This window comes from Clostridium sp., from assembly GCF_018372875.1.
Taxonomy (GTDB): domain Bacteria; phylum Bacillota; class Clostridia; order Clostridiales; family Clostridiaceae; genus Clostridium.
Map to the genome: position 1 here is coordinate 68,861 of NZ_JAHAIF010000004.1, position 25,968 is coordinate 94,828.

Sequence of the window (25,968 nt, forward strand, 5' to 3'; positions counted from 1 at the left end):
TTTCTCCATTGATATAACTAACATTAATCTTACAGTTTTGTTAGTTTTCTAAAAGTAACATTTTATTTTTAGGAAAAAGAATAGAAACTTTAGTACCCTCCCCTTCCTTTGAGGACAGTTTTATTGAAAGACCTAATTTATCACATAGGTTTTTACAAAGATAAAGTCCAATACCCGTAGATTCTTTGAATTTTCTACCATTTTCACCGGTATAACCTTTTTCAAATGCTTTAATTAGAGTTTTTTCATTCATACCAATACCATTGTCACTAATATTTAAAATCACTTCCCCATTTATTTCTTCAGCTGAAAATTCCAATATATTCTCTTTCTTATGATAATACTTAATAGAATTGCTAATTATCTGATTTAAGATGAACTGAAGCCACTTCGTATCTGAAAATACTTCTTTTCTTAGTTTAGACTTTACTATTTTAACTTTTCTTTGAATTAAATATCTGGAATTCTTTCTTATAGCAGCATTAACTTCCTCTTCAAGATTTAATATTTTAATTATATAATCCTTCTCTACACTATTAAGCCTAGTGTAAAATAAAGTTTGCTCTATATAATCATCAACCTTATTTATCTCACCTAGTATAATATCAGTAACAGGGGATGGATTATTTTCTATTATTAGCTTAGTTGATGCTATTGGAGTCTTTACCTCATGCACCCAAAGTTCAATATACTCCCTATATTCTTTATTTTTTAATTCAATTTCAGAAATTCTATCATTCATTGACTTATTACATTCTTTTAAAATTTTATAAAATTCATTACTCTCCTTTGAGTTAGGTGCATCTATCATTTCACTTAATAAATATTTTTCTTCAAGTAAATCTATTTGATCTCTTAAGTTATCTATATACCTATAAGTATTTTTATACTCAATAAAAAGGTAAAGGAAATTGCATAATATATATAGTGTAGCTATTAAAAATATTGCATAATAACTTACATCTAAAGCCAAAAATAGTCCAATATGTAATAACACAATTAAAAGTGTAAATATAATAAATAAAAATCTATCTTTTAAATATATTAAGAATCTCATTGTAGAATATAACCTTGTCCTCTCTTAGTTTGTAGCATGTCAATAGCTCCTATTGACTCCATCTTTTTTCTAAGCCTATTTATATTAACTGTTAACGTATTATCATCTACAAATTCATCAGACTGCCATAATTCATCCATAAGTTTATTTCTTGAGACTATCTTTTCTTTATTTTTAATAAGAGAATAAAGTATTTTAGATTCATTTTTTGTTAAATCAATCTTTTCACCATTAAACTCTATAAGGCTTTGAGAGATGTTAAATTTTAGCCCTTTAAACTCTAAAAAATCCATATCTATATTCTGATACATCCTTCTTAAAACAGATGAAATCCTAGCTAATAAAATCTGAGTATTATAGGGTTTTGTAATAAAATCATCTGCTCCTAGATTCATACTCATAAGTTCATCTATTTCACTTTGTCTACTAGTAACTACTATAATAGGCACATTAGAACACTTTCTTATTTCTCTGCATATATAATACCCATCATAGTAAGGTAAATTAATATCAAGTAAAATAAGATTTGATTTACTTTCTAATGCATGCTCTACTATATTTTCAAAATCTGTGGATGAAGTACAACTATAGCCATATCTGCTTAAAAATATAGTTAGTTCTTCTCTTATTGTCTTATCATCTTCAATAATAAAAATATTTCCCATACTACCTACTCCTAGTCTATATAAATATAATCTTCTCTACACACATAAATTCTATATCTTATATACTAATGTGTCTACTTTTTATACTCCAAATAGAAATAGAAGGAGTATGATTATCTCCTTCTATTTACACTAATTTTTATTTTCTTTTATAACATCCTCAAGCCTATCTAATCTTATTTTCATTTCTTCTCTTCTTTTTCAATATACTTAAAGTGTACCTCCCCCTTTGAATTTCTATTAACCTCATAGCCACCCTTTACTATGTTATTGTAAAGTTCTTCCCTATCTTTAGAAAATTCATCTCTTTTAACTAAAATTGAATATTCAACATCATTTATATACGTACTTACTGATATTGCACTAAGACCTTTATATCCATTACTCTCTGCATACTTAATAATTTCTGAGGCTAAATCCACAAACCTATCTCTATAATCTCCATCCTTTTCATCATGTATATTTAATTGTATCAAGAATTTATCATCTAGCTCCTTAGAATATTGGATATCTCTATCCTTGTATTTTCCTTGGATTATATTGAAATATGCAAATAAATAATCATTCTTATTTCCATCTTTATTAAAAGATACTTTATCCTTAAGCCCTTCTTTAAAATCCTCTTCAACCTTTTTATTAAACCTATTATTAAGTTCAACATCCTCTATAAATCCATTTTCTTTATATAGGTCTATAATATCTCCATTCTTACTTAAGGTTATATTATAATCTAATCCTTCCTCTTGGGATATAATCCTTCCATAGTACTCATTAAACTTAAAGTTATATCCTACATCTTTTATTATAAAATCCTTATCACTATAATTCTCTTCTATATATTTATTCAGCTTATTTTTAGCAATTCCCTTACTTATAGGATTACTATTAAAAGCATTGTATATAGAAAATAAGAAAGCTAATATTCCAACTAAAATAACAAAATAAATTATCTTTTTAAGATTAAATTTCACTTTCATTTTACCTCCTATTTATCTAAAAAAATTTTTTCTATCAATATTCCTATAACAACACCTATAAAGGTGAATCCCATAAAAAATAGTGCAAATATAGCATTACCACAGGTATAACTTACATAATCCCAAAGAGTAACCCCTATATTTTCGCTTTGAATGCTTAAATCTATAAACATATCAATTGATAGGTTTAGAAATTGAATAACATATATTGAAAGTGGTGCTATAAGTTTATTCTTAAACTTTAAATATATAACTGCTCCAAATAGAGGTAATAACAAAAATCCATTAAATATTAAACTTCCAGAGGTTAATAAGGTTGCTAATACTCCTCCAACTATAGAATAAATTAATAGCTTACTAACATTGCTCCTCTTAATATCCTGTACTATTTTCTGCTCTACCTTATCATCAACCTCATACTTATCAACTACATTTTTCTCTAAAAAACACTCATCTGATAAACTATTTAAATAATCATTACATTTACTGCATTTTTTTATGTGATGTTCTATTATTTCATTACTCTCTTCAGAAGACAACCCATCTACATATAAAGTCATTAAATCTCTTATAACTTTGCAGTCAATCATATTCATACTATATCTCCCCCTTATTCTCAATTAAAGCTTTAAGTTTTACTTTTCCTCTATGAAAAATAACCCTAACCCAAGATTCTTTTCTTTTCATTATTTCACTTATCTCCCTATAAGATAACTTGTTTACTGCCCTCATTAAAATTACTTCTCTATATGGTTCTTCTATCTTGTCTATAAGCTTAAATAACTCTCTAAGCTCTTCCTCTTGTATAATTCTTTCATCACTTTTATCCTGCTGTACTAATTTATTATTCAAATCATAATCATGTATATTATCTCTCTTTTTTTTATCCCTAAGCCATGAAAGATAAACATTTTTGCTAATAGAGTATATCCAAGTAGATACCATAGATTCTCCTCTAAACTTTTCTATATTTTTAATAGCAAGATAGAAGGTTTCCTGTAACAACTCTTCTGCTACAAGTGAATCCTTACATAAATAAAGAAGGTAACTATAAATTTTTTTATTGTAAAGTTTATAAATCTTATCAAAATCCTCCATCTTATCCCCCTCTCATATTATTAGTGTATATTAATCCCCTTTTGTTTCAAATAAATAATAGAAAATTTCATTTTTTTTATTTATAATTAGTTTATGTATAACAGAAGATAGGAGAAAACTATGGATAGAAAAATAATATTTTTTGATATTGATGGAACAATTTTAGATGAGGAAACAAATAAAATACCAGAGAGTGCACTAGAAGCAATAAGAAAACTTAAAGAAAATGGTCATTTAGCTATTATTAATACTGGAAGAACTAAAGTTATATTACCTGAATTAATTAAGAACTCTGGCTTTAATGGATATATTTGTGGTTGTGGAACTTATATAGAATGTGATGGACAAGTTTTATTAGATAACGAACTTGGACACGCCCTTTCAAAAGAAATTGCATTAGACTTTAAAGAGTTTAAATTAGATGCAATAGGTGAAGGAAAAGATTTTATATACTTCCCAGAAAAATCTACTATAAAACATAAAGAAGTTTTAAAACTTACTGTTGATTTAGCTGAAGAAGGATTTCCTTTCAAATCCCTTTCTCAATTAGATGAACTTTATTTTGATAAATTTGTGATTTTCTTAAACCAAGATAGTAATTTTGAAGGATTCTATAATAAATATAAAGATAAGCTTGACTTTATAAAAAGAAGTGATGATTTCTACGAAGTTGTACCTAAAGGTTTTTCTAAAGCAACAGGAATTGAATTTTTAATTAATCATTTAAATATCCCACATGAAAACACTTTTGCTATTGGAGATAGTACAAATGATTTATCAATGTTAGAATACTCACATACTAGTATTGCAATGGGGAATAGTAATGAAGCCCTACTTCCATTAGTATCTTATGTTACAACTCATATTAATGAAGATGGGATCTTTAATGCACTTAAGCATTACAAATTAATTTAATAAAGTATAAAAAGTGACCTCCCATCCTTTAGATAAGAGGTCACTTTTTTAGTCATATCACATTTTCAGTGTTCTATGCTTGTATTACTTCCTACTTCCATACCTATTAAATATTTTTCTTAAATACATTTCAACCAATACTAATATTTTAAATTGCAAATTATCTAGCTTATACACCTAAAAGTTGGTCTATAACTCCTATAAGTTCTTCTATTTCAGGCTTACTTAACTGAGCATCAGCTCCAACAGACTCACCTTTGTGTCTTAAATCTTCAGTAATTAATGATGAAAATATAACTACTGGTAATCTCTTTAACACTTCATCTTCTTTAACCTTTCTAGTTAAAGTTAATCCATCCATTTGTGGCATTTCAATATCTGTAATAAGAAGTTGAACTTCTTTAACAAATGATTTTCCCAAATCATTTGTTAATCCTTTAAGATAACTTAAAGCTTGTTCTCCATCATCAAATATCTTCATATTTGTAAATCCTGCTTTAGTTAATGTTTCTCTTAACAGCTTTCTAATTAGTGGAGAATCATCAGCTAAAACTAACCTAAGATCAGATCTATCCTTATATTCTACAGAAACAAGTCTATCTTCGCTAATACCAGACTTAGGACTAATATCTGTAACTATCTTTTCAAAATCTAACATAACTATAATTTTCCCATTTAATACAATGTTTCCAACTGCTAATGTTTTATCAAATATATTATTTGGCTTCCTAATCTCATTCCACTTAATACGATGAACTCCTATAATATCATCAATATTAAATGCTACTTTAACCTTATTAAATTCACATACTATTAATCTTGATCCTAATTCGCTGGTATTTTCTCTATTTAAAATATATTTTAAATCAATTACTGGAAGTATTTCATCTCTACATAAAATTAATCCAGCTATTTCTTTTTTGCATTCAGGCATTTTTGTAACACCACTTGCTGGCATATCAATAATTTCCTTAACCTTTATTACATTTATTGCATAATTAACGTCATTAGCTCTAAATTCAATTACTTCAACTTCTCCAGTACCTGATTCTAATAAAATATCACTAGTCATATTACCTCACCTCACTTGTAATTATAATATATTCTCGTTAAGAAATAACATAACTTTACAGCCATAATTTCTTTATCTTCAGAGAAATATGACTATTTAGAAGCATCTATATGCCTTTAAATAAGTATCATAATTACTTTGCTCAAATACTCTTCTTGAAATATAAAGTTTTCTATCAAATTCTAAAGCTTCTTTTTCTACCATAACCTTTGGCATCTTTGCCAGCTCTATGCCCTAAATTCTCAACTATCTTCAAGGATTTTTCAATAGTATACTATGTTTTAACCCTTTGATATTTACTATATAACTAATTCCACAATTATGGTGCTCAAATTCAGGAGGTACATTCCATTAGTAAATATATCCTTAGTATTTCTACGTATTATTACCAACTTTAAGTTTAAATATTATTTTTTTCATACTTTATTATAGAACATACTTTAATACTTATTAATCCTAATAAAATACCCATAAATAATCCTACAATTACATCTGATGGATAATGCACATATAGATATAATCTAGAAAATCCAATTATGGTAGCTAAAATTAAGGAAATTACTCCAATTTTTTTATCCATATAAATTAAAACTGTAGCAGCTGCAAATGAAGACATTGTATGTCCTGATGGGAAAGAAAAATCTAAAGGCTTCTTAATTAAAATATCTATAGCTGTATTAATATCAAAGGGCCTTACTCTAGCAACTACTGGTTTCAAAAATAAATTACCTATTAATAAGCATAGAATTAATGCACATCCCATCATAACTCCATATTTTCTAGTTTTCTTATATATAAGAAGTAATACACAAATAATTATCCAAACTATACCTGCATTCCCTAAAGAAGTTACAATAGGCATAAACCAGTCTAAAAAAGCACACTTAAAAACATTTTGAATCCAATCTAAAATAGTAATATCCATGTTATATATATAATTCATTTTTAACCTCACATATTTTTTTATAAATTATATCAAAATTTATTATATATTAAAAGGAGTTCAACATTAAAGTCAAACTCCTTTTAATATTAAATTTCTACAATTACAGGCACAACCATAGGTCTTCTTTTTATCTTTTCATAAACATAACTATTTATATCAGTTCTTATATTTTTCTTTATTTCTGCCCATTCTGTAATATCATTATCAAGACATTTCTCTACTGAATCTGTTGCAATATTTCTAAGTTCCTTCATTAGTTCTTCAGAATCTCTTACGTAAACAAATCCTCTTGTAATTATGTCAGGTCCAGATGTAATGCTTTTACTTTCTTTATTTATAGCAACTACAACTGTAATAATTCCATCTTGAGAAAGAGATTTTCTATCTCTTAAAACTATGTTACCTACATCTCCAACACCACTACCATCAATTAATATTCTTCCTGATGGTACTTTTCCTACAACTTTACCCCATCTTCTAGTTAATTCAAACACATCACCATTTTCTAGAATAGCTATATTGTTTGGTCTAACTCCCATGATTTCTGAAAGTTGAGCATGTTTCTTTAAATGTTTATACTCACCATGAACTGGTAAGAAAAATTTAGGTTTAACTAAAGCATGGATAAGCTTTAATTCATCTTCACAAGCATGCCCTGAAACGTGTATAGCTTCCATAGAACTATAAATTACATCTGCTCCTCTTTTACTTAATTCGTTAATTATATTGGAAACAGATTTTTCATTTCCAGGTATTGGTGTAGCTGATATTATTACCATATCACCTTTTTCAACTTGAATACTTCTATGATTTCCAGCAGCTATTCTTGTTAAGGCAGACATAGGCTCTCCTTGGCTACCAGTAGTTACAATAGTAATCCTATCATTTGCATAATTTTTCACTTCATCTAACCCAATTAACATACCTTCTGGCATATTTAAATATCCAAGCTTTATAGCAACTTCAGATATCTTTTCCATACTACGTCCACTAAATGCAATCTTTCTCTTTGTAAGCTCACAAGCATTTATTATTTGTTGTAGTCTATGAATATTTGAAGCAAAGGTAGCAATTATTATCCTTCCTGTTGCCTTAGTAAAGTACCTATTTAAGGTTTCACCTAAAGAACTTTCTGACATAGTATGACCTGGATGAGTTACATTTGTACTATCTGCCATTAAAAGTAGAACTCCCTTTTTACCTAATTCAGCAAATCTACCTAAATCTATAACCTTTCCATCTATAGGTGTATAATCAACCTTTATATCACCTGTGTGAATAATTACTCCAATTGGAGTATGTAACGCTAAAGCACAACTATCAGCTATACTATGATTTGTTCTTATAAATTCTATTTTAAAGTTGTCTAGCTTTACAGTTTCTCCTTGTTCAACAACATTTAAAGTACAATCATTCAGCATCTTGTGCTCTGTTAATTTAGTTTCAATTAATCCTAAAGTTAATCTAGTTCCGTACACTGGTACATTTAATTCCTTTAGTATGTAAGGTAAGGCTCCTATATGGTCTTCATGTCCATGTGTTATAAATATTCCTTTAACCTTGTCCTTATTTCTTTTGAGGAATGTTATATCTGGAATAACTAAATCTATTCCATATAAATCTTCATCTGGGAAAGCTAACCCACAGTCAACAACTACAATCTCATCATCATATTGAAATGCAGTTATATTCTTTCCTATTTCTCCAAGTCCCCCTAACGGGATTATTTTTACGCTCTTATACTTTTGCAAATTTATTCTCCTATCCTTTTCTATAATTTATTGCTTTATTTTAATATTATTTAAAATCGTTTATAATCTCTTATTTTATAATATAATTAATCTCATTCCTTTGCAAGATATTAAATTATACTATTGTTTACTTATATTTTGCGTAAAGAATATATTTTTATACAATTAACAAAGAAAGTCATTAAGAATTTTATATCCTTCATGACTTAAATGTAACTCAAATAACTCTTCTGGAGTTTTATATTTCAGTATTCTTCTTGTTAGTTCAATTTCATTTTACAATTAGTCATTAAAATAATAATTAAAAAAAGTAATAATTTTATAACGTGGTAATATAAGGTATAATGTTATATATAGTAGAATTAAGGAGAGGATTTATAATATGAATAATTTAAAAGATACCTATACCCTTAGTAATGGTGTGAATATTCCTTGTGTAGGTTTTGGTACATGGCAAACTCCAAATGGGGAAACTGCTATAAATTCAGTTTTGGAAGCCATAAAATGTGGATATCGTCATATTGATACTGCAGCTTGCTATGGCAACGAAGAAAGCGTTGGTAAAGCCATTAAACTTTCTGGAACTAATAGAGAAGAGTTATTTGTAACAAGTAAGCTTTGGAATACTGATCAAGGATATGAAAGTACTTTAAAAGCTTTTGATAAAACTATAAAAGACTTAGGCTTAGACTACTTAGATTTATATCTAATTCATTGGCCTGTAGTGAAAGGACATAAAGAAGATTGGGAAGAATCAATTTGTGAAACCTGGAAAGCTTTTGAAAAACTTTATAGCGAAGGTAAAATTAGGGCTATTGGAGTAAGTAATTTCAAACCTCATCATTTAAAAGTGATATTTAAAAATTGTAATATTAAACCAATGGTTAACCAGATTGAATTACATCCAAGCCATAATCAAGATGAAACAGTTAAATTCTGTAGGAATAATAATATATTAGTTGAAGCTTGGGGACCTCTTTCCACTGGTAGAATATTTAAAGTTAAAGAAATGCAAGATATAGCTGATAAATATAATAAATCAATTGCTCAAATAACTTTACGTTGGCATATTCAAAATGAAATTCTTCCACTTCCTAAGTCCGTTACTCCAAGTAGAATAAAAGAAAATTCTATGATATTTGACTTTGAATTATTAAAAGAAGATATGGACCTAATACAAAACTTAAAAGGTTGTGAAGGCTCTGGAGTAGATCCTGATAATATTAATTTTTAAATATAAAAGAAGCTTAATATATTTTTAAGCTTCTTTTATATTTGTCGAACACTTTTATTTGATATTCATAAAATATATAATTATACTATAATCGAACAATATGTTTCATGCTTATCTAACTATAATAAAAGGGGGCTATATTTTATGAATAATTCTATAACCTATAAAGATATTTTTAAACAGAAAGAGGCCTTTAAGCTTTTTATTGCCAATATTGTTAGTAGATTTGGGGATTCTATAGACTCAATTGCTTTCACATGGCTAGTTTATGAAATTACAAATAATCCATCTTGGTCTGCCATTATATTTGGAGTAAACATGCTTCCATCTATTATATTTCAACCATTTGCTGGTGTTTGGGTAGAACGAATGGATAAGAAAAAAATTATGATTATAACTGATGTCATAAGGGGGGTATGCGTTTCTCTAATATCACTACTATTTATTTTAGGTATCTTAAATCCATTTATATTGCTGTTTATAACTTTTATAAACTCATCTGTAGAAGCATTTAGACTTCCTGCAAGTTCTTCTATTCTGCCTAAACTACTGCCTGAAGATTATTACGAATATGCTATATCTTTTAGTAATACAGCATGTAAAATTTCAGAATTAGTTGGACTTGCAGTTGCTGGTGGAATTATTACAGCATTCGGTATTCAAATAGCTATTTTATTAGATGCAATTACATTTATTATGTCAGCAATTATAATAAGCTTCATAAAGTTAAATACTCATGTTAGTAAATCTTTTTCTTCTTTTAGTGATAAAAATACTTACTTCACTGACTTAAAAGACGGATTTAAGTATATAAAAACAAAAAAAATTATATTAACTCTATGTATTATATGTGCACTTTTAAATACAGGGCTTGTACCACTAAATTCACTTCAAGCTCCACTTGTAAAGACTGTTTTTAATGGTAATGTAGGACTTCTTACTGTTTTAAGTATTACCCTTAGTTTAGGTATGATTATTGGTTCTCTTATTTATCCTACAATAAATAAACTCATTAAAAATACAATCCTTATGTCTATATCCGGCTTATTTTTAGGGATTTATTATATATTAGTAATATTTATATCAACTTTAAATTTATCCTACTTTACGGCAAATATTCTATTGGGAATAATCTCTGCTATACTTGGACTATTTGTATCATTGCTCTCTGCTTCCTTACAAGTTTTATTTATTAAATCTGTAGAAGAAAACTATTTATCAAGGTGTAGTGCAATTTTTAATGCTTCTTCATGCTCTACAGTACCAGCTATGTCTTTTATTATTTCTATTGCATCATATTCTATGTCTGTTAATAGTATATTCATAATCAATGGTTTTTTACTTAGCTGTATATTCTCCCTATATTTATTTAAATTTATAAATAAAAGAGATGTATAAATACTGATTAGATTCTTTCAAAAGTTAACAATAATTGCTATTATATACTTGAGGTGTTTATTTTGAAAACAATTTTAAAAAAAGATATAAATTATTATTCTGAATCACTAGATCTTTTAAAATTAATGACTAATGACTTTAGCTTTGAAGATTTAAAAAATAGATTAAAAAGAAACTATCCATTATGTAATGACTATACAAGCACCGTAATAGATATAATATCAAGAGTTGCTACCAAAGTATTTTCAAATATAGATTTTTCAAAAGAAAGGTTAGACTTCTTTTTTAAAGATTTAAACTTAAATGATTTGAGCATTGCAGATATATTACTTTTAAATCAAAACAGATTTTTAGATATTTCATTAGAAGAACAAATGACTTTAATTAAAAATCTAAGTTATAAAGAAAAGATTTATAACTTTGCCCAACTTCTTTCTTCCAATGATATTGCAGGTACAGAGCTTAAAAATACTGAAATTGCTTCTTTTGAAGAACTTGTGTCTCTTATATCATCATTAGATACAAGCATAGAAAATAAGTGGAATATTCAACTGGCTTTTTTAAATATAGACTCATTAATAGAAGAACTTTCATCAATGTTAAATACTTGCGTGCTAGAACTAAAAAAATATGATAAAGAACTCTCTAAGTTAACTAAAGATTTTTCTAATTATTGGGAAGCATTTATTGAGCAAAATGATATATTGCATTTTCTTACCTCTTCTCTAAACTATGATTTAGGTTCTGGATATGAAGAAATAATTGTATGTCACTCAATATTAAATCCTTCAAACATTTCATTTTCTTTAGATAATGACAATATATATAAAAATGTTATAAAAATCGGTGTTTTATTTAATGATAAATTTACTATTGAAACTAGAGTTAATTCAAATCATTTGGAAGTATATCAAAACCTAAAGCTTTTAGGTGATAAAAGTAAATTTGATATATTAGTATCTATTAAAGATACTTCCGCATATGGCCAAGAACTATCTGAAAAATTCAACCTTTCTACTTCAACAATATCGCACCATATGACTGCACTAATAAATGCTAGATTTGTTAAAGTTGAAAAGAAAAATAATAGAATTTACTACAGTATGAATAAAGATATTCTTGAAAATTTTCTTAATGAAGTTAATAACCTATTACTAAAATAAGAAGAGCCTTGAACTCTTCTTTTATTTTTTATAAAAATTTTATTATTCTTTGTATATATTTTTTTAATTTGTCCATAATATTAATGTAATCATAATAACCTACTATATATGGTAGCAATACCATATATAATCCCCCTATGTCAAAGGACAGTCCCTAACCAAGACTGTCCTATTTTTATACATAGATTTTTATTTCATCAAATAATTCTAAGAATTCCTTTTCAATTTCACTCATAAGAACAAACTCTAATGAATAATTACCTACTAAATCCTCTCCTACAATTTCATGAAAATTCATAAGGTACTTCATCTCATATTTTAGCATTGAGTCATCAACACTTTTAATTAGATTAAGTTCCTCCTCTGTTAAATCTCCAATACCATACTTCTTATAAATTGCATTTTGTAATTTATCTTCTATAATAAGATATTCTTTAAGTTCCTTTTTAACAGGTCTTGTAATATCTGAAAGATAGGCTTCCGAACCATCATGTAACAAACAAGCAAGCTGAACCCTACTTGAATACCCTCTTACTTTTGCTTCTTTAGCACAATTTATTGAATGTTGTGCCACACTATAGAAATGATTTGTATGTCCATTCCCCCTACATGTTAAAGACAATGCATGTCCAATATCTTCTATTAGGATTTCCTCTTCTATTGGATCTAAAGGGTAAAACTTAACCTCTTTACCTGTATATATAAAATCACCTTTTCTCATATTATCTCCTTTCAAAATAAAACCCACACTATAAGTGTGAAACTATCCATAAAATAAATATTACTTATGGAACTTCCATGTATTATCCTATCACCTATAAATTGATAATCACTATAGACCACTCAAATATTAACACAGAATCACGCAAAAATAAATACTTGATGAGAGTATGGCTATTTAACTTCTCATTAATCCTTAACTTAACCAGCATAAAATAATGTAGGGCTAAAGTCCCCATAAATATAGCTATAAATAAATTATGTAGCGAAGCTACACCCCAAACTAAATATGATAATCACGGTGCAGCTGTATAAAAAATATTTGCACAAATCATTTTGGTAGCTTTAATACTAGTAACAAGAAATATTTATATATTGTTTTAAACATATAAATATATAAATATATAGTAATAGTGTGGGATTGCAGTAATTTCTGTGGTATAAATTTTTAAAAAAATAGTTAAGACGAGCTTGACGAGTCGTCGATTTTTTTCAGCGCACTCTGCATAAGTGATATTCCAAATTTAAATTTGGTAAATAGAACTTACTTATTAGAGCTTCCGAAGCTTGCCTGAGGAAAATCTTGCAGGGGCATATATTTTATTTTTTATTCTTTAGGAAAAAATGAACTAATATATAGCTAAATTGTTGAAGTTATCCACAATTTAATAATAGATATAATTTCCTAAAGAATAAAAAAATCCACACAAAAAGTGTGGTCTTATTCATTAAACACGTATTCTTTATGGAGCTTCCATGTATTATCCTGCCACTTATATATTGTTACATTATCAAAGCTACAATCAAAGTTACAAGGATATTCATTTATATACTCCCAAAGTTCATTATAAATATTTCTTATTTTTTTCGAAGAGATAGTCACGTGAATTATTTTATTTTTCCCATCTTTTTTATGGAAATTTATATAAGATACCTTTGATAATTCATCAATAAGTCTATCATGGACCTCTTTCCCTTCCTTAGACATTTTTACATCCATATATATAACTCTATCATCAAAATGGTTATATCCGTCTATCTTATAAGGGGTTTTGTTATGATTCTTAGTAAAGCTCTCAAGAATATATTCTATTTCTTTTATTTCACCCTCTACCTCAAAAGGTGCTTTTATTGTGAAGTGTGCAGGAAGTTTAGAGGATTTTGCTTTGAACTTTTCAAATATTTCTCTTCTTAGATCATTATTAAAATCCCCTCCCTCTCCATGTACAACTGAAACTACAACATACCTCATTATTATCACCTATCTATAAGATGTGTAGAAGCAAAATCTGGGCCATTATGATTATTTTTGGTTCTATCTACTACTTCATCTCCCCTATCTGATACATCTAATGAATCCATAACCTTATTCTTTGAATTATATGTTTCCAATGGCATTTGTAATTTTATTTGTTGTCCATTAGAAAAATCTTCTCCTACATTCATTGTTGTTAATTCACTACTCATTTGGGTTACCATTTCAACATCATCATTTGTATTACTTATCTCATTAATATTAGTTTTTGCATTTTCAACCATCGCTTCAAACTTATTTTTATACTTTGGCATATCAAGTCCTCCTAAAATAAAAACTAGAGTATTTCACCTCTAGTTTTTACTTAATTATCTTAATATATTTATAAATAACGTTATTACTGCTGAATTAACAAAATCAATAAATAAGCACCCTACAATTGGAACCACTAAGTAAGGAGTTGGTGCATATCCAAACTTTGCTGTTAATGCATCCATATTAGCAACTGCATTGGGAGTTGCCCCCATACCGAAACCACAATTGGCTGAGGCAAAAACAGCTGCATCATAGTCTTTCCCCATAATTCTAAAGGTTATAAAATATGCAAATAATCCCATCAATAAAGCTTGCGCTATTAACATAAATACCATAGGAAGTGCTAAATCAAACAACTCCCATAATTTTAGCCCCATCAATGCCATAGCCAAAAAGAATGAAAGACTTATTCCACCTATAGTTTCAATCTCTTTATCCTCAAGTTCTACTTTTCTAAAATCACAGATATTTCTTATAACTGCAGCTGCTACCATAGCACCAATATATGACGGAAAAGTTAATCCTAAATCTTGAATAAATTTTGAAATAATTGACCCTATTCCCATGGCTAAAAATATCCACGCAACACCATTCATCAATCTTTTATGACAAAGTATAGCTTGATTGTCCTCATGAAAATCGCTAAGTGGTAATGAATGGTCTTCTGAATGCTTTGGTGTATCTATATTTTTTCTTTCAATTAAATTTTTAGCTACAAAACCTCCAATAAAGCTTCCCATAACTAATCCAAATGTAGCTGAAGCAAAGGAAACTGTAGTTGCACCAGCCACACCCATCTCTTCTAATAACGGTCCAAAAGAACCTGCTGTTCCATGTCCACCTACCATAGGTATAGATCCAGTACATAAACCTAATAATGGATTAAGATTGAATATGGTAGCCAAAGAGGCACCCAAAGCATCTTGTAATACCACTAAAAGCATAGCTAAAGCTAGAAATATTCCTACCTTAATTCCACCCTTTTTTAATATTTTTAAACTTGCCGTATATCCTATACTTGTAAAAAATGCAGTCATAAAAATATTTTGAAGCGTTATATCTAAATTTATTGTAGCTATATTAGTTATTCTTAAAATCAGTACTAGTACAGCAAATAATAATCCTCCTATTACTGGAGCTGGTATACAATATTTTGAAAGTAATTTTACTTTCTTTCTTAAATACAGACCTATATAAAACACTATTGTTGCAAGTGCCATAGTCTCAAATATATCTAAATTAATTGTCATAAACTTGTTCCTCCAAAACTCTTCTAATGTAAATTAAAAATTAGTCTTTAGCTGTGATATTTTTCTATCTATTAGATATTATTCAGCTTTTCTAAGATTTTATTATATTCTTTTTCTAGCTTTTCCTTAATAATATCATTTTTTTCTATTGATAACCTTGATAAAACCTCTGAAAGTTTCGTCCTTAAAAGCATTTTCTCATCTTCTTTGTTATCTCTTACTTTTTTATGGTCCTGAGAATAATCATAATAATTTCCTCTAAAAGTTATAAGCTTACAGTTTTTAATTTCAAAAATTTTATTACATATATAAGATATTAATTTTCTATCATGACTTATTATAATAAACGCTTTATCAGTTCCACTAAGAGCTTCCTCTAAAGCAGTTATAGAGTTTATGTCTAAATAGTTAGTAGGCTCATCTAATATTAAAAGATTATTGTCATCTAATAATACTTTACATAAACTCACCTTAACTTTCTCGCCACCACTTAGTATTCCCACATTTTTATGAACATCATCTCTTTTAAATCCAAATCCACTAAGACATATCCTTATAAAACTCTCTTCAAATCTAGAGTTATATTTTATATTTTCTAAAATAGTTAAATTGTCATTTAATATTTTTTGTTCTTGGTCAAAATAGCCAATCTTTACTCTTTTATTAACTTTTATATTATCAACATTATTTATAATTTCTTTAATTAATGAGGTTTTACCCGAACCGTTATCTCCTATTAAGGCAACTTTATCCCCCTTATTAATTACAAAATTGCTATCTTTTATAAGAGTTTTATTACCACGCTTTATGCATATATTTTTACCCTCAGCAACTATTTTAGAGTATATTTCTAGTCCATCTTGAACTTTTATCTTTATATTTTTAACTTTCTTAGGCTTTTCTTTTATCTCTAGATGTTCAATTCTACTTTTTAATGCTTTTACATTACCATCAAGCTTCTTCTTTCCCTTTTGTCCACCCATCTTATGAAGCCTAGCTTCAGAGTTTCCCATTCTTTTAGGTGTTCTCTTTATAGAATTCTTAATTTCTTCTTTTCTAATTATAGCTCTTTCAAGATGTTCTTTTTCATTAATATATTTAATATATTCTCTTTCTTTACTTAAATTTTCCAATTCTTTAACTTCTAAATATTTAGAATAATTTCCATTATACTTTTTAACTTTACCGTCCTTTAGCTCTATGATTATGTTGCAAACATTATCTAAGAACTCCCTATCATGAGATACTAGCAGAAGGGCACCGTCATATTGTAATAATAGTTTTTCTAGAGAATCTATTGTACTTCTATCTAAATTAGAAGTTATCTCATCTCCAATTATAAGTTTGGATTTCTTCTTTAATGAATTTACTATCTTAAACTTTACTTTTTCCCCTCCAGACAAATACTTGTCAAAAAGGTTTGGTGCTTTAATACTAGTAGAATTCCACTCATAATCAAAGTCACATTCTTCAACAAAATCTACACCTTGGCTTATATAGGAATAACTATTACATATAGTCACTTCACCACTATCCCTTTCCTCTTCACCAATAAGTATCTTAATCAAGGTTGATTTTCCCGAACCATTCTCCCCAACTAATCCAATTCTATCACCTTGGAATATTTTTAATTCATCTATATCTAGAATCATTCTATCCCCATAACTTTTTTTAACATTAAATAAGCTTCCTAACAACAAAAAAATCCCTCCAATCTTAAACGGAGAGAGCAGAAAAATAACGTAATGTAAAACTAATCTACCCTCAAACTTGCACAACAAAAAAACCTTATTATAAGGTGACTTTTTTCTTATTGCACTAAAATTTAACAATAGATTATATTCTCATTTCTTAAATACCTATGCCTTTCTTTAATTTAAAAAAACTTACGTTCATATTATATCACACTTATGTATTTTATCAATAATTATGTAAATGTCACAAGTTTTATCCAATTTGAATAACTTATAATAGAAAGCAATCACCTGAATAGGCCAAAGGAGGATACTATGACTATAAACTCAAAATCTTTTGATACCTTCGAGGAGTTGTCCAAAGAATTGGATCTTATAGGCTTTATGTCTGCTTATACTAACATATCATTATTCGAGATAAATACTTATATTAAGTTTGATAATATTGAGTTTGGTGGAGCTAATGATATCACTTATAATAAGGAGGAGAGTTCTTTTTCTATAACTGAAAACCATACCTATATTCTTCTTTCTAGATATATTGGAAAAAATATTGCTAATAGCATTAATTCTTTCATTATTTATGCTAATAATATTCCAATAAGTTCTTTAACTCAAGAAACTTCAACTAATGGTGACCTTAATTGTAACAACTATATTTTTTATACCTCTACCACACCTACTGATATAAAAATACTTAATACTGGAGAAAGTAATATCCAAGACTTTAAATGTAAATTTCTCATATTAGAAATAGATTAAAAAAGAAGGAGCTTCTCTCCTTCTTTAAATATTTAAAATTAATGAATATATAATATTTAATGTAGTTCCTCTGTAGTTCTTTATCATCTTATCCCCCAAAAAATAACTTCCTTCTCTCAATTATATAATATTTTTTACAAAGAATGAATAGATGAATAATAACCATTAAATATATCTAATAGATTTTTTTCTGACACATATCCTAAATCTTTTAAAGCTTTTCCAATCAAGTTTAATACATAGGATATTTCCTCTATTCTAGCATTTTCCCCCATATGTCCAATTCTAATTATTTCATTATCATAAGGTTTAAGTGATGTTGAAATTATTGCGTTGTATTTATCATTTATGTAATTTTTTAATTTAACTGCCCCAATATATTCTGGAACTTTGAAGGCTGTTACAGTATTGCAAAATCCATTTTCTAAAAATAATTCTAATCCAAACTCTTGGAGTGCCTTTCTTGTAGCCTCAGCAACTTTATTATGTCTAAGTATCACATTTTCTATTCCTTCTTTAAGTATGTTATCTAAAGCTAGATCTAGTGCCATAATATCACTAATAGGCATTGTGTAAGGGAACCATTTTTCTCTATAATAATTCTTCCATATATTTAAATTGCAATAAAACCCCATAACAGGAGTTTTCCTACTTTCCATAACTTCCTTAGCTCTATTGCTTAAAGTTACTGTAGTCAATCCAGTAGGTGCTGAAAAAGCCTTTTGAGAACCCCCTAAAATTACATCTATTTTCCATTCATCGCCTTTAACCTCTTCTCCACCCATTCCTGCAACAGAATCTACTACAGACAAAATTCCATACTCATTTAATAAGCTACATATTGTAGAAAGATTATTTTTAACTCCAGTAGGAGTATCACAATGTACTAAAGTTGCATATTTAAAATCATGATCCATTTGCAAAAACTCATTTAATTTGTCAATATCAATTTCTTTTCTATAATCTGATGAATAGTACACACCATCTCCACCATATATTTTTACAAAATCCATAAACCCTTTTCCAAAGATACCATTATCAATGACTAAAACCCTATCTCCTGGTTCTGTTAGTGTTGCACAAGCAGCCTCTAAGCCTAATATCCCTTCACCACATAAAATATATGTTTCATTTTTAGTATTAAGAATTTTGCTAACTTTATCACATGTATTTTTATAAAATTCAACAAAATTAGTGTCCATATCTGGATTAGTAGTTACTTTAGCTCTTTCTAATCTAACATTCTCTCTTACATTTGTTGGCCCAGGTGTATAAACAAATTTATTATTCATCCCCAATCTTCCTTTCTCTATAAATATAGATAAATACTAACATAGACTGAACACTTGTTCAATTGTACTGGTACAATATTCTACAAACTTAATGTATATTAAAAAAGTGGGGTGGATATTTATTTTGCTTGTTCCGTCGCAATCTCCAAGTCACATCAAAACAAATATCCACCCCACCCGTACTAAAGGTAAGGAAAGTATAAAATTATTATCCTTTATTTTATATTTTTTAATATGAAATTGTAATAATAACTTTAATTTATAGCTAATTTAAAATTTTATATTTTCCTAAAGAATGAAAAGGTTATTGTATGTTTCAACAATAACCCTTTAATATTATAAATTTATCTTATTATTTCTTATTTAATTTATTATTCCACTTATGCCCACAACATGCACATACTAAATCTAAATTTTTAGATGATACACTTCCCAAAACATTTCCATCAAAATCTGTAAGCATAGCTTCACCACCAGTATTTAGAATCTTGTACTTTTTCTTTGTGGTTTTTAAATTTGTAGCTAAACATTTTGGACAATATAAAATACCTTCTTCAGTATATTTTTCTATTTTTAGCTTATCATCTTTTTCCTTCATTTTTAAAAATTTTTCTGCTTCTTTAGCTTGTACTAACATTAAGCTTTCCTTTTGAGACCTCTTTAATAATTCTAAAAAACCCATCCTTATTCCTCCCCTTGTAAGCTTAATTATATATTACATCATTTTTTTTTATAAAAAAAGGGTGGAATAGATTTTAAACTTATTCCACCTAATAACTATAATTTTTTATGAATTTAGGATTACTATTAGTTTACCAAACTAAAATTTTTTTATACCCTAATAATTTATATTTTTAACTTTACTTGTTTAAAATAATTTGTTCTGTCAATAATTAAGATATAAATAACTTTCAAATCAATATTTTAATTTCATATATGATTTAAACCCAGACTTAGAGCGAAAATAATTCGCTCTATTTTTTTATCTATTTATTGCATTTAAATAGGCTCTAATCTTCCTGTATATCCTAGTGTACCATATGACAAGTTATATAATTTTTCAAATCCTGCATCATTAAGTATATTACATGCAACAACACTTCTATGTCCTGCTCTACAATAAACTAAAATTGGTTTATCTTTATAATCTTCTAACTGCTCAATTTCCCATTCAAGTTCCTCTACAGGAATATTAATAGAATTAGGTATATTGCCTGTTTTAAATTCATTATATCGTCTAACATCTAGAATTACTAATTCTTTATTATTTTCTATAAAAGCCTGTGCTTCTTTATCACCTAAGTTTTTTATAAAATCCATCACTTTACCTCTTGTGTTTAAAATTTATACTTATTATATTATCTGAATAATAAATTTTCAATAATATAAATAAACTCTAGTATAATTATTTACTAGAGTTCTTATATTTATGAAAGTTTTTGACCACACTCGCTACAGAACTTTCCTCCAGAAGTCTTTGTCCCACAACTTGGGCAGAACTTTGGATAAGCCCCATTACTTGAATATTGAACATTATTATTCTTAGTAGTATTATTGCTACTTTGTTGCATATTATTCATCATTTGTTGTCCCATTGACATACCCATTTGCATTGCTACCATATCAGATGCAACATTACTACCATTCATCTTTCCAGATGTCATTCCTTCAACCATACTAACTTGTTGATACTTACTCATATCCCCAACCATACTTTGAGAAGCTATTTTGTTAATCATTTTTTGAACTTCTTCAGGATATGAAAAACTTGCTATATTAAAATTAGTTATGGATATTCCAATTTTGCTCATTTCATAGTCTAAATCCTCACAAATTCCTCTTGATATATCAAAAGAATTAGCTTGAAGATTAAACATATCTTTTCCCTCTTTAACTATCCACTTCATTAATAATTGATCAAGGAAAGATAAAACTCTCTCTTTAGTTTCATCAATTGAATATTGATGCTTTATACCAGCTATTTTATCTATAAACGCCATATGGTCTGAAAGCTTACAATTAAATGTTCCATTTGCTCTTACAGGCATTCCTCCTGGTAATGCTTGATTAGGAATATTTATAGCTTGTCTTGTTCCCCATCTTACAGTAAACTCTTTAGTATTAATAAATAATACCTCAGCTCTTATTCCACTATTAAACCCAAATTTAAAGCCTTTTAATGTAGATAAAAAAGGAATAATTTCAGATTCAATATCATAACTTCCTTCATCGGTAAATACACCTTCAAGTTTTCCATTATACATAAATATGGCATCTTGTCCTGGTCGAATTATTAATCTTGAACCCTTTTTAATTTCTTTATTATCCCATTTCCAAAATAACAAATCATCTCTATACTCTTCCCATTCAACTACATTTGAAAATTGTTTTGAAAATAAACCCATGCTCTTCTCCTCCTATGAATTGCTTAAATACATAAATAAACAAAATACTATAATTAAAACTATCACTATTAATACTATTTTGGCAATACTATATGGATATAATCCACTAACTTTTCCTGTTTGTCCATTTATCATAACCGTATAATTTTTACCTTTATAGTCATATGTTGTAGAATATACAGGAATTAAAATATACTTATATGTTTCATTAGAATATCCACCACTTAATCTTACATTCCTAACTCTATCATATCTACGTCTAACATTACTTTCAGCCATAAATCTTACTCCATCATTCATAATACCTATTGCATCTCTATGTCCACTTTCTAAATCTACGCTGTAGTTCTCTGATAAATGTCCTGATATATAATCAGGTGAATAGGGTAATAACTGCTTTAAATTAAATGGCTCTATTCCTTTAAATAGCCCACTCTTATATCTAATTGAAGCTGGCACTTGTATATCATCAAAGAAATTTTCTATATGGCCTGAGGTAAAATACCAATCAGTAACTACCTTGCGATATGTCTTACCATCTGCTCCTCTTCTAGTAACAGTCCTATCTCTTCCACCTTCTGCAGTGTAATTAAAAGAAGCTTGTGCATCAAAGGTCCAATAAGGTACATAAATACTTTGGAAGCCACCTCTTTGATATAAATTCTTTAGTTCATTTGGTGCTAATAATCTTTTTTTCATCCAAGTATTAAATCTTTCATGGGCATCATTTTTATCAATTTTAAAAGGAACAACACCATCAGGTATTAATGTCTCCTCTTGCTTATCTGCTAAAACATAGGAAGAACCACAATAAAGACATTTTTTAGCCGTCTCTAATCCTGAAACCTCAATTAAAGCCCCACAACCTTTACATTCCATCGTTTGAGTTTCTTTCACTTCTACCTTTATACTTCTTTTAGCATCTATTGTTAATGTATGTTCTTCTATAACTCCATCATTAGATTTTACATTCTCACTATTACCACAGTTTGGACACTTTAAGCATTGAGCTTTAGCATCAAACTCCATTACACCACCACAGCCCTCACATTTATAAACTGTACTAGACATATTACCCTCCCCCTTATTCTTTTTCTAACTCATCAAATAGCCTCTTTAACTCCTCTTCCTCTGCTTTATCACTTGATAAATTATTTAATTCCTCCAACGCTTTTGCCTTAAATAACTTTTTGTCTGCCTCTTCCTCTAATTTTGAAACCTTATCCTCTATAGACCCACCACTTTTTCCTGGAAGATTTCTCTCTTCAATGACTTTAGCTCTATCTAATGTAGTTTTAATTGTATTCATTCTTTCCTTTAAGCTGTTAATATCTTTTGTCAATTTTTCTTCCATCTGTTTCATCTTATTGGAATTGTCTAAAATCACATTATAATCACTAACTAGTTTACTTTCTTTAATCTTTAGCTCATTTATTTTATCTAGAAACTCACTTTCCCTTGAACTATCCCTGTCATCTTGAGCTCTTTTTAAATATCTCTCAGCCTTTCTTATCTCATCTCTACATTCACTTAACGTTCTCTTCATTCTCTTTTCTTCAGTTATACTAGTTGCAGCCTCTGATCTAACACTTCCTAAATCATCTTCGATTTTTCTTAAATATTCGTTAACTAGCTTTTCTGGAGCATCTTCCTTTGTTAAAATAGAATTAATGTTTGATGTCATTATGTTTGTAAATCTTTTTATAATACTCATAGATCCCCCTTATATATACCATTTATTTATGCCTATCTCTTAATATAATATTAATTTTACTGTAGATAACTGTCAATATAAACCATTATTTACATATCTATAATATTAAAAAAACCAGAGTAAAATTCTATACTCTAGCTTTTTATTATTTATTATTCCATTTCACTTAAGAAACTTTGTGATTCCTTAGATGTCATGTCCACTATTTTATAAAAGAATTCCTTTTGTGATAAATCTTCTCTTTCTAAATATTCTTCTATTTTCCCATCTTTTATTAGCAATATTCTTTCACAGTAACTTGCTATCATTGAATCATGAGTTACCATTACTATTGTTTTTCCTTCTTTACTATTTAATTCTTTTAATATCTTTAACAACTCATGAGAATTCTTACTATCAAGGTTTCCTGTAGGTTCATCAGCAACAATTATAGAAGGATTATTTACTAGAGCTCTTGCAATTGCAGCCCTTTGCCTTTGTCCCCCCGAACACTCATTAGGATATTTATCTACCACTTCTTCTATTCCTAATCTTTTTGCATACTCAACAGTTTTTTCCCTAATTTCTTTTGTGCCTAACTTTTTAGATAAAGTTAGTGGGATAGCTATATTTTCTCCAACAGTTATATTATCAATCAAATTAAACTCTTGAAATATAAATCCTATATTTTCATACCTAAACTTACTTAATTGAGTATCATACATTGAACATACTTCTATTCCATTTAACTCAACTAATCCTTTTGATGGGTTATCTATTGTAGAAACTATATTTAAAAGGGTAGTTTTTCCTGAACCTGATGGTCCCATTATCCCTACAAATTCCCCTTTATAAACCTCCAAATTTATATTATCTAATGCTATTGTCTTACTTGTTGCAGTTCCATATATCTTTGTTAAATTTTGAACTTCTATAACTTTTTCCATCTCTAATCACCCCTTAATCATTCTAAACACTCTATCTTTATATAACTTATAAGATATAACCCCTAATATAATAATAGTAATTAAGGGTGCTATAATTATTTGAATTAGCTCTTTTATTAATAAACAATTTCTAATTATTGATGAAGCTCCCATTATAATTAAAGGAATAAATGTTAATACTAAAAATATAGAGTAAAATATAAACATTTCCTTTTTTATAATAGATTTTAACTTTTCATCACTATACCCAATAAACTTTAAGTTTCTATAAATTATTTTCCTATTATTTATTTCAATTAACATCTTAAAAATAATTGCAAAGCTTAACAATGCTAATAAACTAAATAATTGTATATTAGTTATAAATATAGTTGAATATGACACATCTATAGAATTTAATACAGGCCCTATTGTAGATGATATTGCTACCATTATAAATGCCATTAGAGGGGATATTTTCATTATTAAATTTATTACATTTCCTGACCACACACTTCTTTCAGAATCATATAACTTTCCTGATTTCCTTTTTTTATCTAAATATTTGGGGATACCAAATCTTATGGTTCCCATAGCACCTCCAACACACATAATCATATTTAACCAAATTACAGGACCAACCTTTTCTCCTGCAAGATAATATATTGATACTAATCCTAAAATATAAGTTATAAAATACATAGCCGTTGGCTTTTTAAATAGCCTTTTATCTCTTTCAAATGTAGTTCTATTATAATTCATAAGTTCCAAAATAGTTCTTCTATAGCAAAAACCTGTAGATACTAAAACAGACATAACAAATTCAATTATTATAACTACTATAGTAAGTCCTATTGCCTCTGGAGATATATATAATATTGGTCTTTCTATTTCTAAATTTATTTTTATGAAATAATTATATATAGGTGAAGATAGTACAGCTAATAATAATCCAATAATAATTCCAATGCCTTGTAATATAATATTTTGGACACCTATATAAATAGCCGTCTTTTCAACTGATCCTCCACTTATGCCAATAATACCTATATCACGTACTTTTGTAGTTCCATAATAATTACTAATATAGCAACACATTAAAAAAGCTATAATTACAATTACAAGCATTATTGTCATATTAGATATTAATACTTCACCACTCATATCACTAGAATAAAATATCTCTTTATCATAAGTAGAATTTAAAATATTAAATATTACTATAACTGAAATTGCGTAAGTTCCCATACATACGTAATATTCTTTTAAATTTTTAAGTAAGTTATCTTTTGCCATTCTAATAAAATTCATATATTCATCTCCCCACAACAAAATACATATATTAACATTATAACATTTATGGTATCATTTACAATATAT

The 25,968-nt window shown here is 27.8% G+C and carries 26 protein-coding genes; 5 read left to right on the forward strand and 21 right to left on the reverse strand.

Going from position 1 to position 25,968, the window contains the following annotated elements; translation table 11 throughout:
• Positions 1-40: 40 nt before the first annotated feature.
• The 5 genes from KIB46_RS02650 to KIB46_RS02670 form a co-directional block, all read right to left on the reverse strand.
• Positions 41-1,057 (reverse strand): sensor histidine kinase, encoded by a 1,017-nt coding sequence (locus KIB46_RS02650; protein WP_156559145.1) that lies wholly within the window; start codon positions 1,055-1,057, stop codon positions 41-43.
• Positions 1,054-1,722: a response regulator transcription factor gene (locus KIB46_RS02655; protein WP_049178684.1), complete on the reverse strand. Its 669-nt coding sequence runs from the start codon at positions 1,720-1,722 to the stop codon at positions 1,054-1,056. Before KIB46_RS02655 ends, KIB46_RS02650 begins: the two co-directional genes overlap by 4 nt.
• A gap of 182 nt (positions 1,723-1,904) precedes the next feature.
• Positions 1,905-2,699 carry a hypothetical protein gene (locus KIB46_RS02660; protein ID WP_291670664.1) on the reverse strand — a complete coding sequence of 265 codons (795 nt, stop codon included), beginning with the start codon at positions 2,697-2,699 and terminating at the stop codon, positions 1,905-1,907.
• Positions 2,700-2,707: 8 nt separating this feature from the next.
• Complete coding sequence (locus tag KIB46_RS02665; RefSeq protein WP_156559149.1) at positions 2,708-3,295, reverse strand: zf-HC2 domain-containing protein; 588 nt, start codon at positions 3,293-3,295, stop codon at positions 2,708-2,710.
• A 1-nt stretch (position 3,296) separates the two neighbouring features.
• Positions 3,297-3,797, reverse strand: coding sequence for an RNA polymerase sigma factor (locus tag KIB46_RS02670; RefSeq protein ID WP_156559150.1), 501 nt, complete (start codon positions 3,795-3,797; stop codon positions 3,297-3,299).
• 120 nt (positions 3,798-3,917) lie between these two features.
• On the opposite strand from KIB46_RS02670, the gene KIB46_RS02675 reads away from it, so the two are divergent.
• Positions 3,918-4,712, forward strand: coding sequence for a Cof-type HAD-IIB family hydrolase (locus KIB46_RS02675; RefSeq protein ID WP_291670669.1), 795 nt, complete (start codon positions 3,918-3,920; stop codon positions 4,710-4,712).
• 169 nt (positions 4,713-4,881) lie between these two features.
• On the opposite strand, the gene KIB46_RS02680 is transcribed toward KIB46_RS02675, so the two are convergent.
• From KIB46_RS02680 to KIB46_RS02690, 3 genes are all read right to left on the reverse strand, one after another.
• Positions 4,882-5,784: a chemotaxis protein gene (locus KIB46_RS02680; protein ID WP_291670671.1), complete on the reverse strand. Its 903-nt coding sequence runs from the start codon at positions 5,782-5,784 to the stop codon at positions 4,882-4,884.
• 400 nt (positions 5,785-6,184) lie between these two features.
• Positions 6,185-6,727, reverse strand: coding sequence for a phosphatase PAP2 family protein (locus KIB46_RS02685; RefSeq protein ID WP_156559156.1), 543 nt, complete (start codon positions 6,725-6,727; stop codon positions 6,185-6,187).
• Between the two features lie 89 nt (positions 6,728-6,816).
• On the reverse strand, positions 6,817-8,481 hold the full coding sequence (locus KIB46_RS02690) for a ribonuclease J (protein ID WP_291670674.1): 1,665 nt from the start codon (positions 8,479-8,481) through the stop codon (positions 6,817-6,819).
• A 382-nt stretch (positions 8,482-8,863) separates the two neighbouring features.
• On the opposite strand from KIB46_RS02690, the gene KIB46_RS02695 reads away from it, so the two are divergent.
• The 3 genes from KIB46_RS02695 (at position 8,864) to KIB46_RS02705 (ending at position 12,276) form a co-directional block, all read left to right on the forward strand.
• Positions 8,864-9,715 (forward strand): aldo/keto reductase, encoded by an 852-nt coding sequence (locus KIB46_RS02695; protein ID WP_291670676.1) that lies wholly within the window; start codon positions 8,864-8,866, stop codon positions 9,713-9,715.
• A gap of 144 nt (positions 9,716-9,859) precedes the next feature.
• A complete protein-coding gene (locus KIB46_RS02700) occupies positions 9,860-11,113 on the forward strand; it encodes an MFS transporter (protein ID WP_291670679.1) in 1,254 nt (417 codons plus the stop codon).
• A 62-nt stretch (positions 11,114-11,175) separates the two neighbouring features.
• The gene (locus KIB46_RS02705) at positions 11,176-12,276 is read left to right on the forward strand and encodes an ArsR family transcriptional regulator (RefSeq protein ID WP_156559163.1); all 1,101 of its coding nucleotides are present in this window, start codon (positions 11,176-11,178) and stop codon (positions 12,274-12,276) included.
• A 175-nt stretch (positions 12,277-12,451) separates the two neighbouring features.
• On the opposite strand, the gene KIB46_RS02710 is transcribed toward KIB46_RS02705, so the two are convergent.
• The 5 genes from KIB46_RS02710 to abc-f form a co-directional block, all read right to left on the reverse strand.
• Positions 12,452-12,997 (reverse strand): HD domain-containing protein, encoded by a 546-nt coding sequence (locus tag KIB46_RS02710; protein WP_291670682.1) that lies wholly within the window; start codon positions 12,995-12,997, stop codon positions 12,452-12,454.
• A 720-nt stretch (positions 12,998-13,717) separates the two neighbouring features.
• Positions 13,718-14,248, reverse strand: a complete 531-nt coding sequence (locus tag KIB46_RS02715) for a 2'-5' RNA ligase family protein (RefSeq protein WP_156559167.1) — start codon at positions 14,246-14,248, stop codon at positions 13,718-13,720.
• A 5-nt stretch (positions 14,249-14,253) separates the two neighbouring features.
• A complete protein-coding gene (locus KIB46_RS02720; protein WP_291670685.1) occupies positions 14,254-14,565 on the reverse strand; it encodes a hypothetical protein in 312 nt (103 codons plus the stop codon).
• Positions 14,566-14,619: 54 nt separating this feature from the next.
• The gene (gene gltS, locus KIB46_RS02725; RefSeq protein ID WP_156559171.1) at positions 14,620-15,816 is read right to left on the reverse strand and encodes a sodium/glutamate symporter; all 1,197 of its coding nucleotides are present in this window, start codon (positions 15,814-15,816) and stop codon (positions 14,620-14,622) included.
• A 71-nt stretch (positions 15,817-15,887) separates the two neighbouring features.
• Positions 15,888-17,516: a ribosomal protection-like ABC-F family protein gene (gene abc-f / locus KIB46_RS02730; RefSeq protein WP_363290062.1), complete on the reverse strand. Its 1,629-nt coding sequence runs from the start codon at positions 17,514-17,516 to the stop codon at positions 15,888-15,890.
• A 309-nt stretch (positions 17,517-17,825) separates the two neighbouring features.
• On the opposite strand from abc-f, the gene KIB46_RS02735 reads away from it, so the two are divergent.
• Positions 17,826-18,272, forward strand: coding sequence for a hypothetical protein (locus KIB46_RS02735; RefSeq protein ID WP_291670688.1), 447 nt, complete (start codon positions 17,826-17,828; stop codon positions 18,270-18,272).
• Between the two features lie 134 nt (positions 18,273-18,406).
• On the opposite strand, the gene KIB46_RS02740 is transcribed toward KIB46_RS02735, so the two are convergent.
• The 8 genes from KIB46_RS02740 to KIB46_RS02775 all read right to left on the reverse strand — a co-directional run bounded on the left by KIB46_RS02740 (position 18,407) and on the right by KIB46_RS02775 (position 25,899).
• The gene (locus tag KIB46_RS02740; protein WP_291670690.1) at positions 18,407-19,564 is read right to left on the reverse strand and encodes an alanine--glyoxylate aminotransferase family protein; all 1,158 of its coding nucleotides are present in this window, start codon (positions 19,562-19,564) and stop codon (positions 18,407-18,409) included.
• A 352-nt stretch (positions 19,565-19,916) separates the two neighbouring features.
• Positions 19,917-20,246 carry a hypothetical protein gene (locus tag KIB46_RS02745; protein WP_156559389.1) on the reverse strand — a complete coding sequence of 110 codons (330 nt, stop codon included), beginning with the start codon at positions 20,244-20,246 and terminating at the stop codon, positions 19,917-19,919.
• A gap of 317 nt (positions 20,247-20,563) precedes the next feature.
• Positions 20,564-20,884, reverse strand: coding sequence for a rhodanese-like domain-containing protein (locus KIB46_RS02750; protein ID WP_027097581.1), 321 nt, complete (start codon positions 20,882-20,884; stop codon positions 20,564-20,566).
• 107 nt (positions 20,885-20,991) lie between these two features.
• Positions 20,992-21,969: an SPFH domain-containing protein gene (locus KIB46_RS02755; protein WP_291670698.1), complete on the reverse strand. Its 978-nt coding sequence runs from the start codon at positions 21,967-21,969 to the stop codon at positions 20,992-20,994.
• A 12-nt stretch (positions 21,970-21,981) separates the two neighbouring features.
• Positions 21,982-23,040 carry a hypothetical protein gene (locus KIB46_RS02760; protein WP_291670700.1) on the reverse strand — a complete coding sequence of 353 codons (1,059 nt, stop codon included), beginning with the start codon at positions 23,038-23,040 and terminating at the stop codon, positions 21,982-21,984.
• A 13-nt stretch (positions 23,041-23,053) separates the two neighbouring features.
• On the reverse strand, positions 23,054-23,683 hold the full coding sequence (locus KIB46_RS02765) for a PspA/IM30 family protein (RefSeq protein WP_291670702.1): 630 nt from the start codon (positions 23,681-23,683) through the stop codon (positions 23,054-23,056).
• Between the two features lie 152 nt (positions 23,684-23,835).
• A complete protein-coding gene (locus tag KIB46_RS02770; protein ID WP_291670704.1) occupies positions 23,836-24,609 on the reverse strand; it encodes an ABC transporter ATP-binding protein in 774 nt (257 codons plus the stop codon).
• A gap of 6 nt (positions 24,610-24,615) precedes the next feature.
• Entirely contained in the window at positions 24,616-25,899 is a 1,284-nt protein-coding gene (locus KIB46_RS02775) for a hypothetical protein (RefSeq protein WP_291670706.1), read from the reverse strand.
• Positions 25,900-25,968: the final 69 nt, after the last annotated feature.

Coding starts and splice junctions, on each gene's coding strand:
- KIB46_RS02665 (WP_156559149.1), bottom strand. CDS start 3,295: ATGAATATGATTGACTGCAAAGTTATAAGAGATTTAATGACTTTATAT.
- gltS (WP_156559171.1), bottom strand. CDS start 15,816: ATGACAATTAATTTAGATATATTTGAGACTATGGCACTTGCAACAATA.
- KIB46_RS02760 (WP_291670700.1), bottom strand. CDS start 23,040: ATGTCTAGTACAGTTTATAAATGTGAGGGCTGTGGTGGTGTAATGGAG.
- KIB46_RS02740 (WP_291670690.1), bottom strand. CDS start 19,564: ATGAATAATAAATTTGTTTATACACCTGGGCCAACAAATGTAAGAGAG.
- KIB46_RS02720 (WP_291670685.1), bottom strand. CDS start 14,565: ATGCCAAAGTATAAAAATAAGTTTGAAGCGATGGTTGAAAATGCAAAA.
- KIB46_RS02650 (WP_156559145.1), bottom strand. CDS start 1,057: ATGAGATTCTTAATATATTTAAAAGATAGATTTTTATTTATTATATTT.
- KIB46_RS02750 (WP_027097581.1), bottom strand. CDS start 20,884: ATGGATTTTATAAAAAACTTAGGTGATAAAGAAGCACAGGCTTTTATA.
- KIB46_RS02695 (WP_291670676.1), top strand. CDS start 8,864: ATGAATAATTTAAAAGATACCTATACCCTTAGTAATGGTGTGAATATT.
- KIB46_RS02655 (WP_049178684.1), bottom strand. CDS start 1,722: ATGGGAAATATTTTTATTATTGAAGATGATAAGACAATAAGAGAAGAA.
- KIB46_RS02735 (WP_291670688.1), top strand. CDS start 17,826: ATGACTATAAACTCAAAATCTTTTGATACCTTCGAGGAGTTGTCCAAA.
- KIB46_RS02685 (WP_156559156.1), bottom strand. CDS start 6,727: ATGAATTATATATATAACATGGATATTACTATTTTAGATTGGATTCAA.
- KIB46_RS02755 (WP_291670698.1), bottom strand. CDS start 21,969: ATGGGTTTATTTTCAAAACAATTTTCAAATGTAGTTGAATGGGAAGAG.
- KIB46_RS02700 (WP_291670679.1), top strand. CDS start 9,860: ATGAATAATTCTATAACCTATAAAGATATTTTTAAACAGAAAGAGGCC.
- KIB46_RS02715 (WP_156559167.1), bottom strand. CDS start 14,248: ATGAGGTATGTTGTAGTTTCAGTTGTACATGGAGAGGGAGGGGATTTT.
- KIB46_RS02660 (WP_291670664.1), bottom strand. CDS start 2,699: ATGAAAGTGAAATTTAATCTTAAAAAGATAATTTATTTTGTTATTTTA.
- KIB46_RS02680 (WP_291670671.1), bottom strand. CDS start 5,784: ATGACTAGTGATATTTTATTAGAATCAGGTACTGGAGAAGTTGAAGTA.
- KIB46_RS02710 (WP_291670682.1), bottom strand. CDS start 12,997: ATGAGAAAAGGTGATTTTATATATACAGGTAAAGAGGTTAAGTTTTAC.
- KIB46_RS02765 (WP_291670702.1), bottom strand. CDS start 23,683: ATGAGTATTATAAAAAGATTTACAAACATAATGACATCAAACATTAAT.
- KIB46_RS02745 (WP_156559389.1), bottom strand. CDS start 20,246: ATGGGTTTTTTAGAATTATTAAAGAGGTCTCAAAAGGAAAGCTTAATG.
- KIB46_RS02775 (WP_291670706.1), bottom strand. CDS start 25,899: ATGAATTTTATTAGAATGGCAAAAGATAACTTACTTAAAAATTTAAAA.
- KIB46_RS02770 (WP_291670704.1), bottom strand. CDS start 24,609: ATGGAAAAAGTTATAGAAGTTCAAAATTTAACAAAGATATATGGAACT.
- KIB46_RS02675 (WP_291670669.1), top strand. CDS start 3,918: ATGGATAGAAAAATAATATTTTTTGATATTGATGGAACAATTTTAGAT.
- KIB46_RS02670 (WP_156559150.1), bottom strand. CDS start 3,797: ATGGAGGATTTTGATAAGATTTATAAACTTTACAATAAAAAAATTTAT.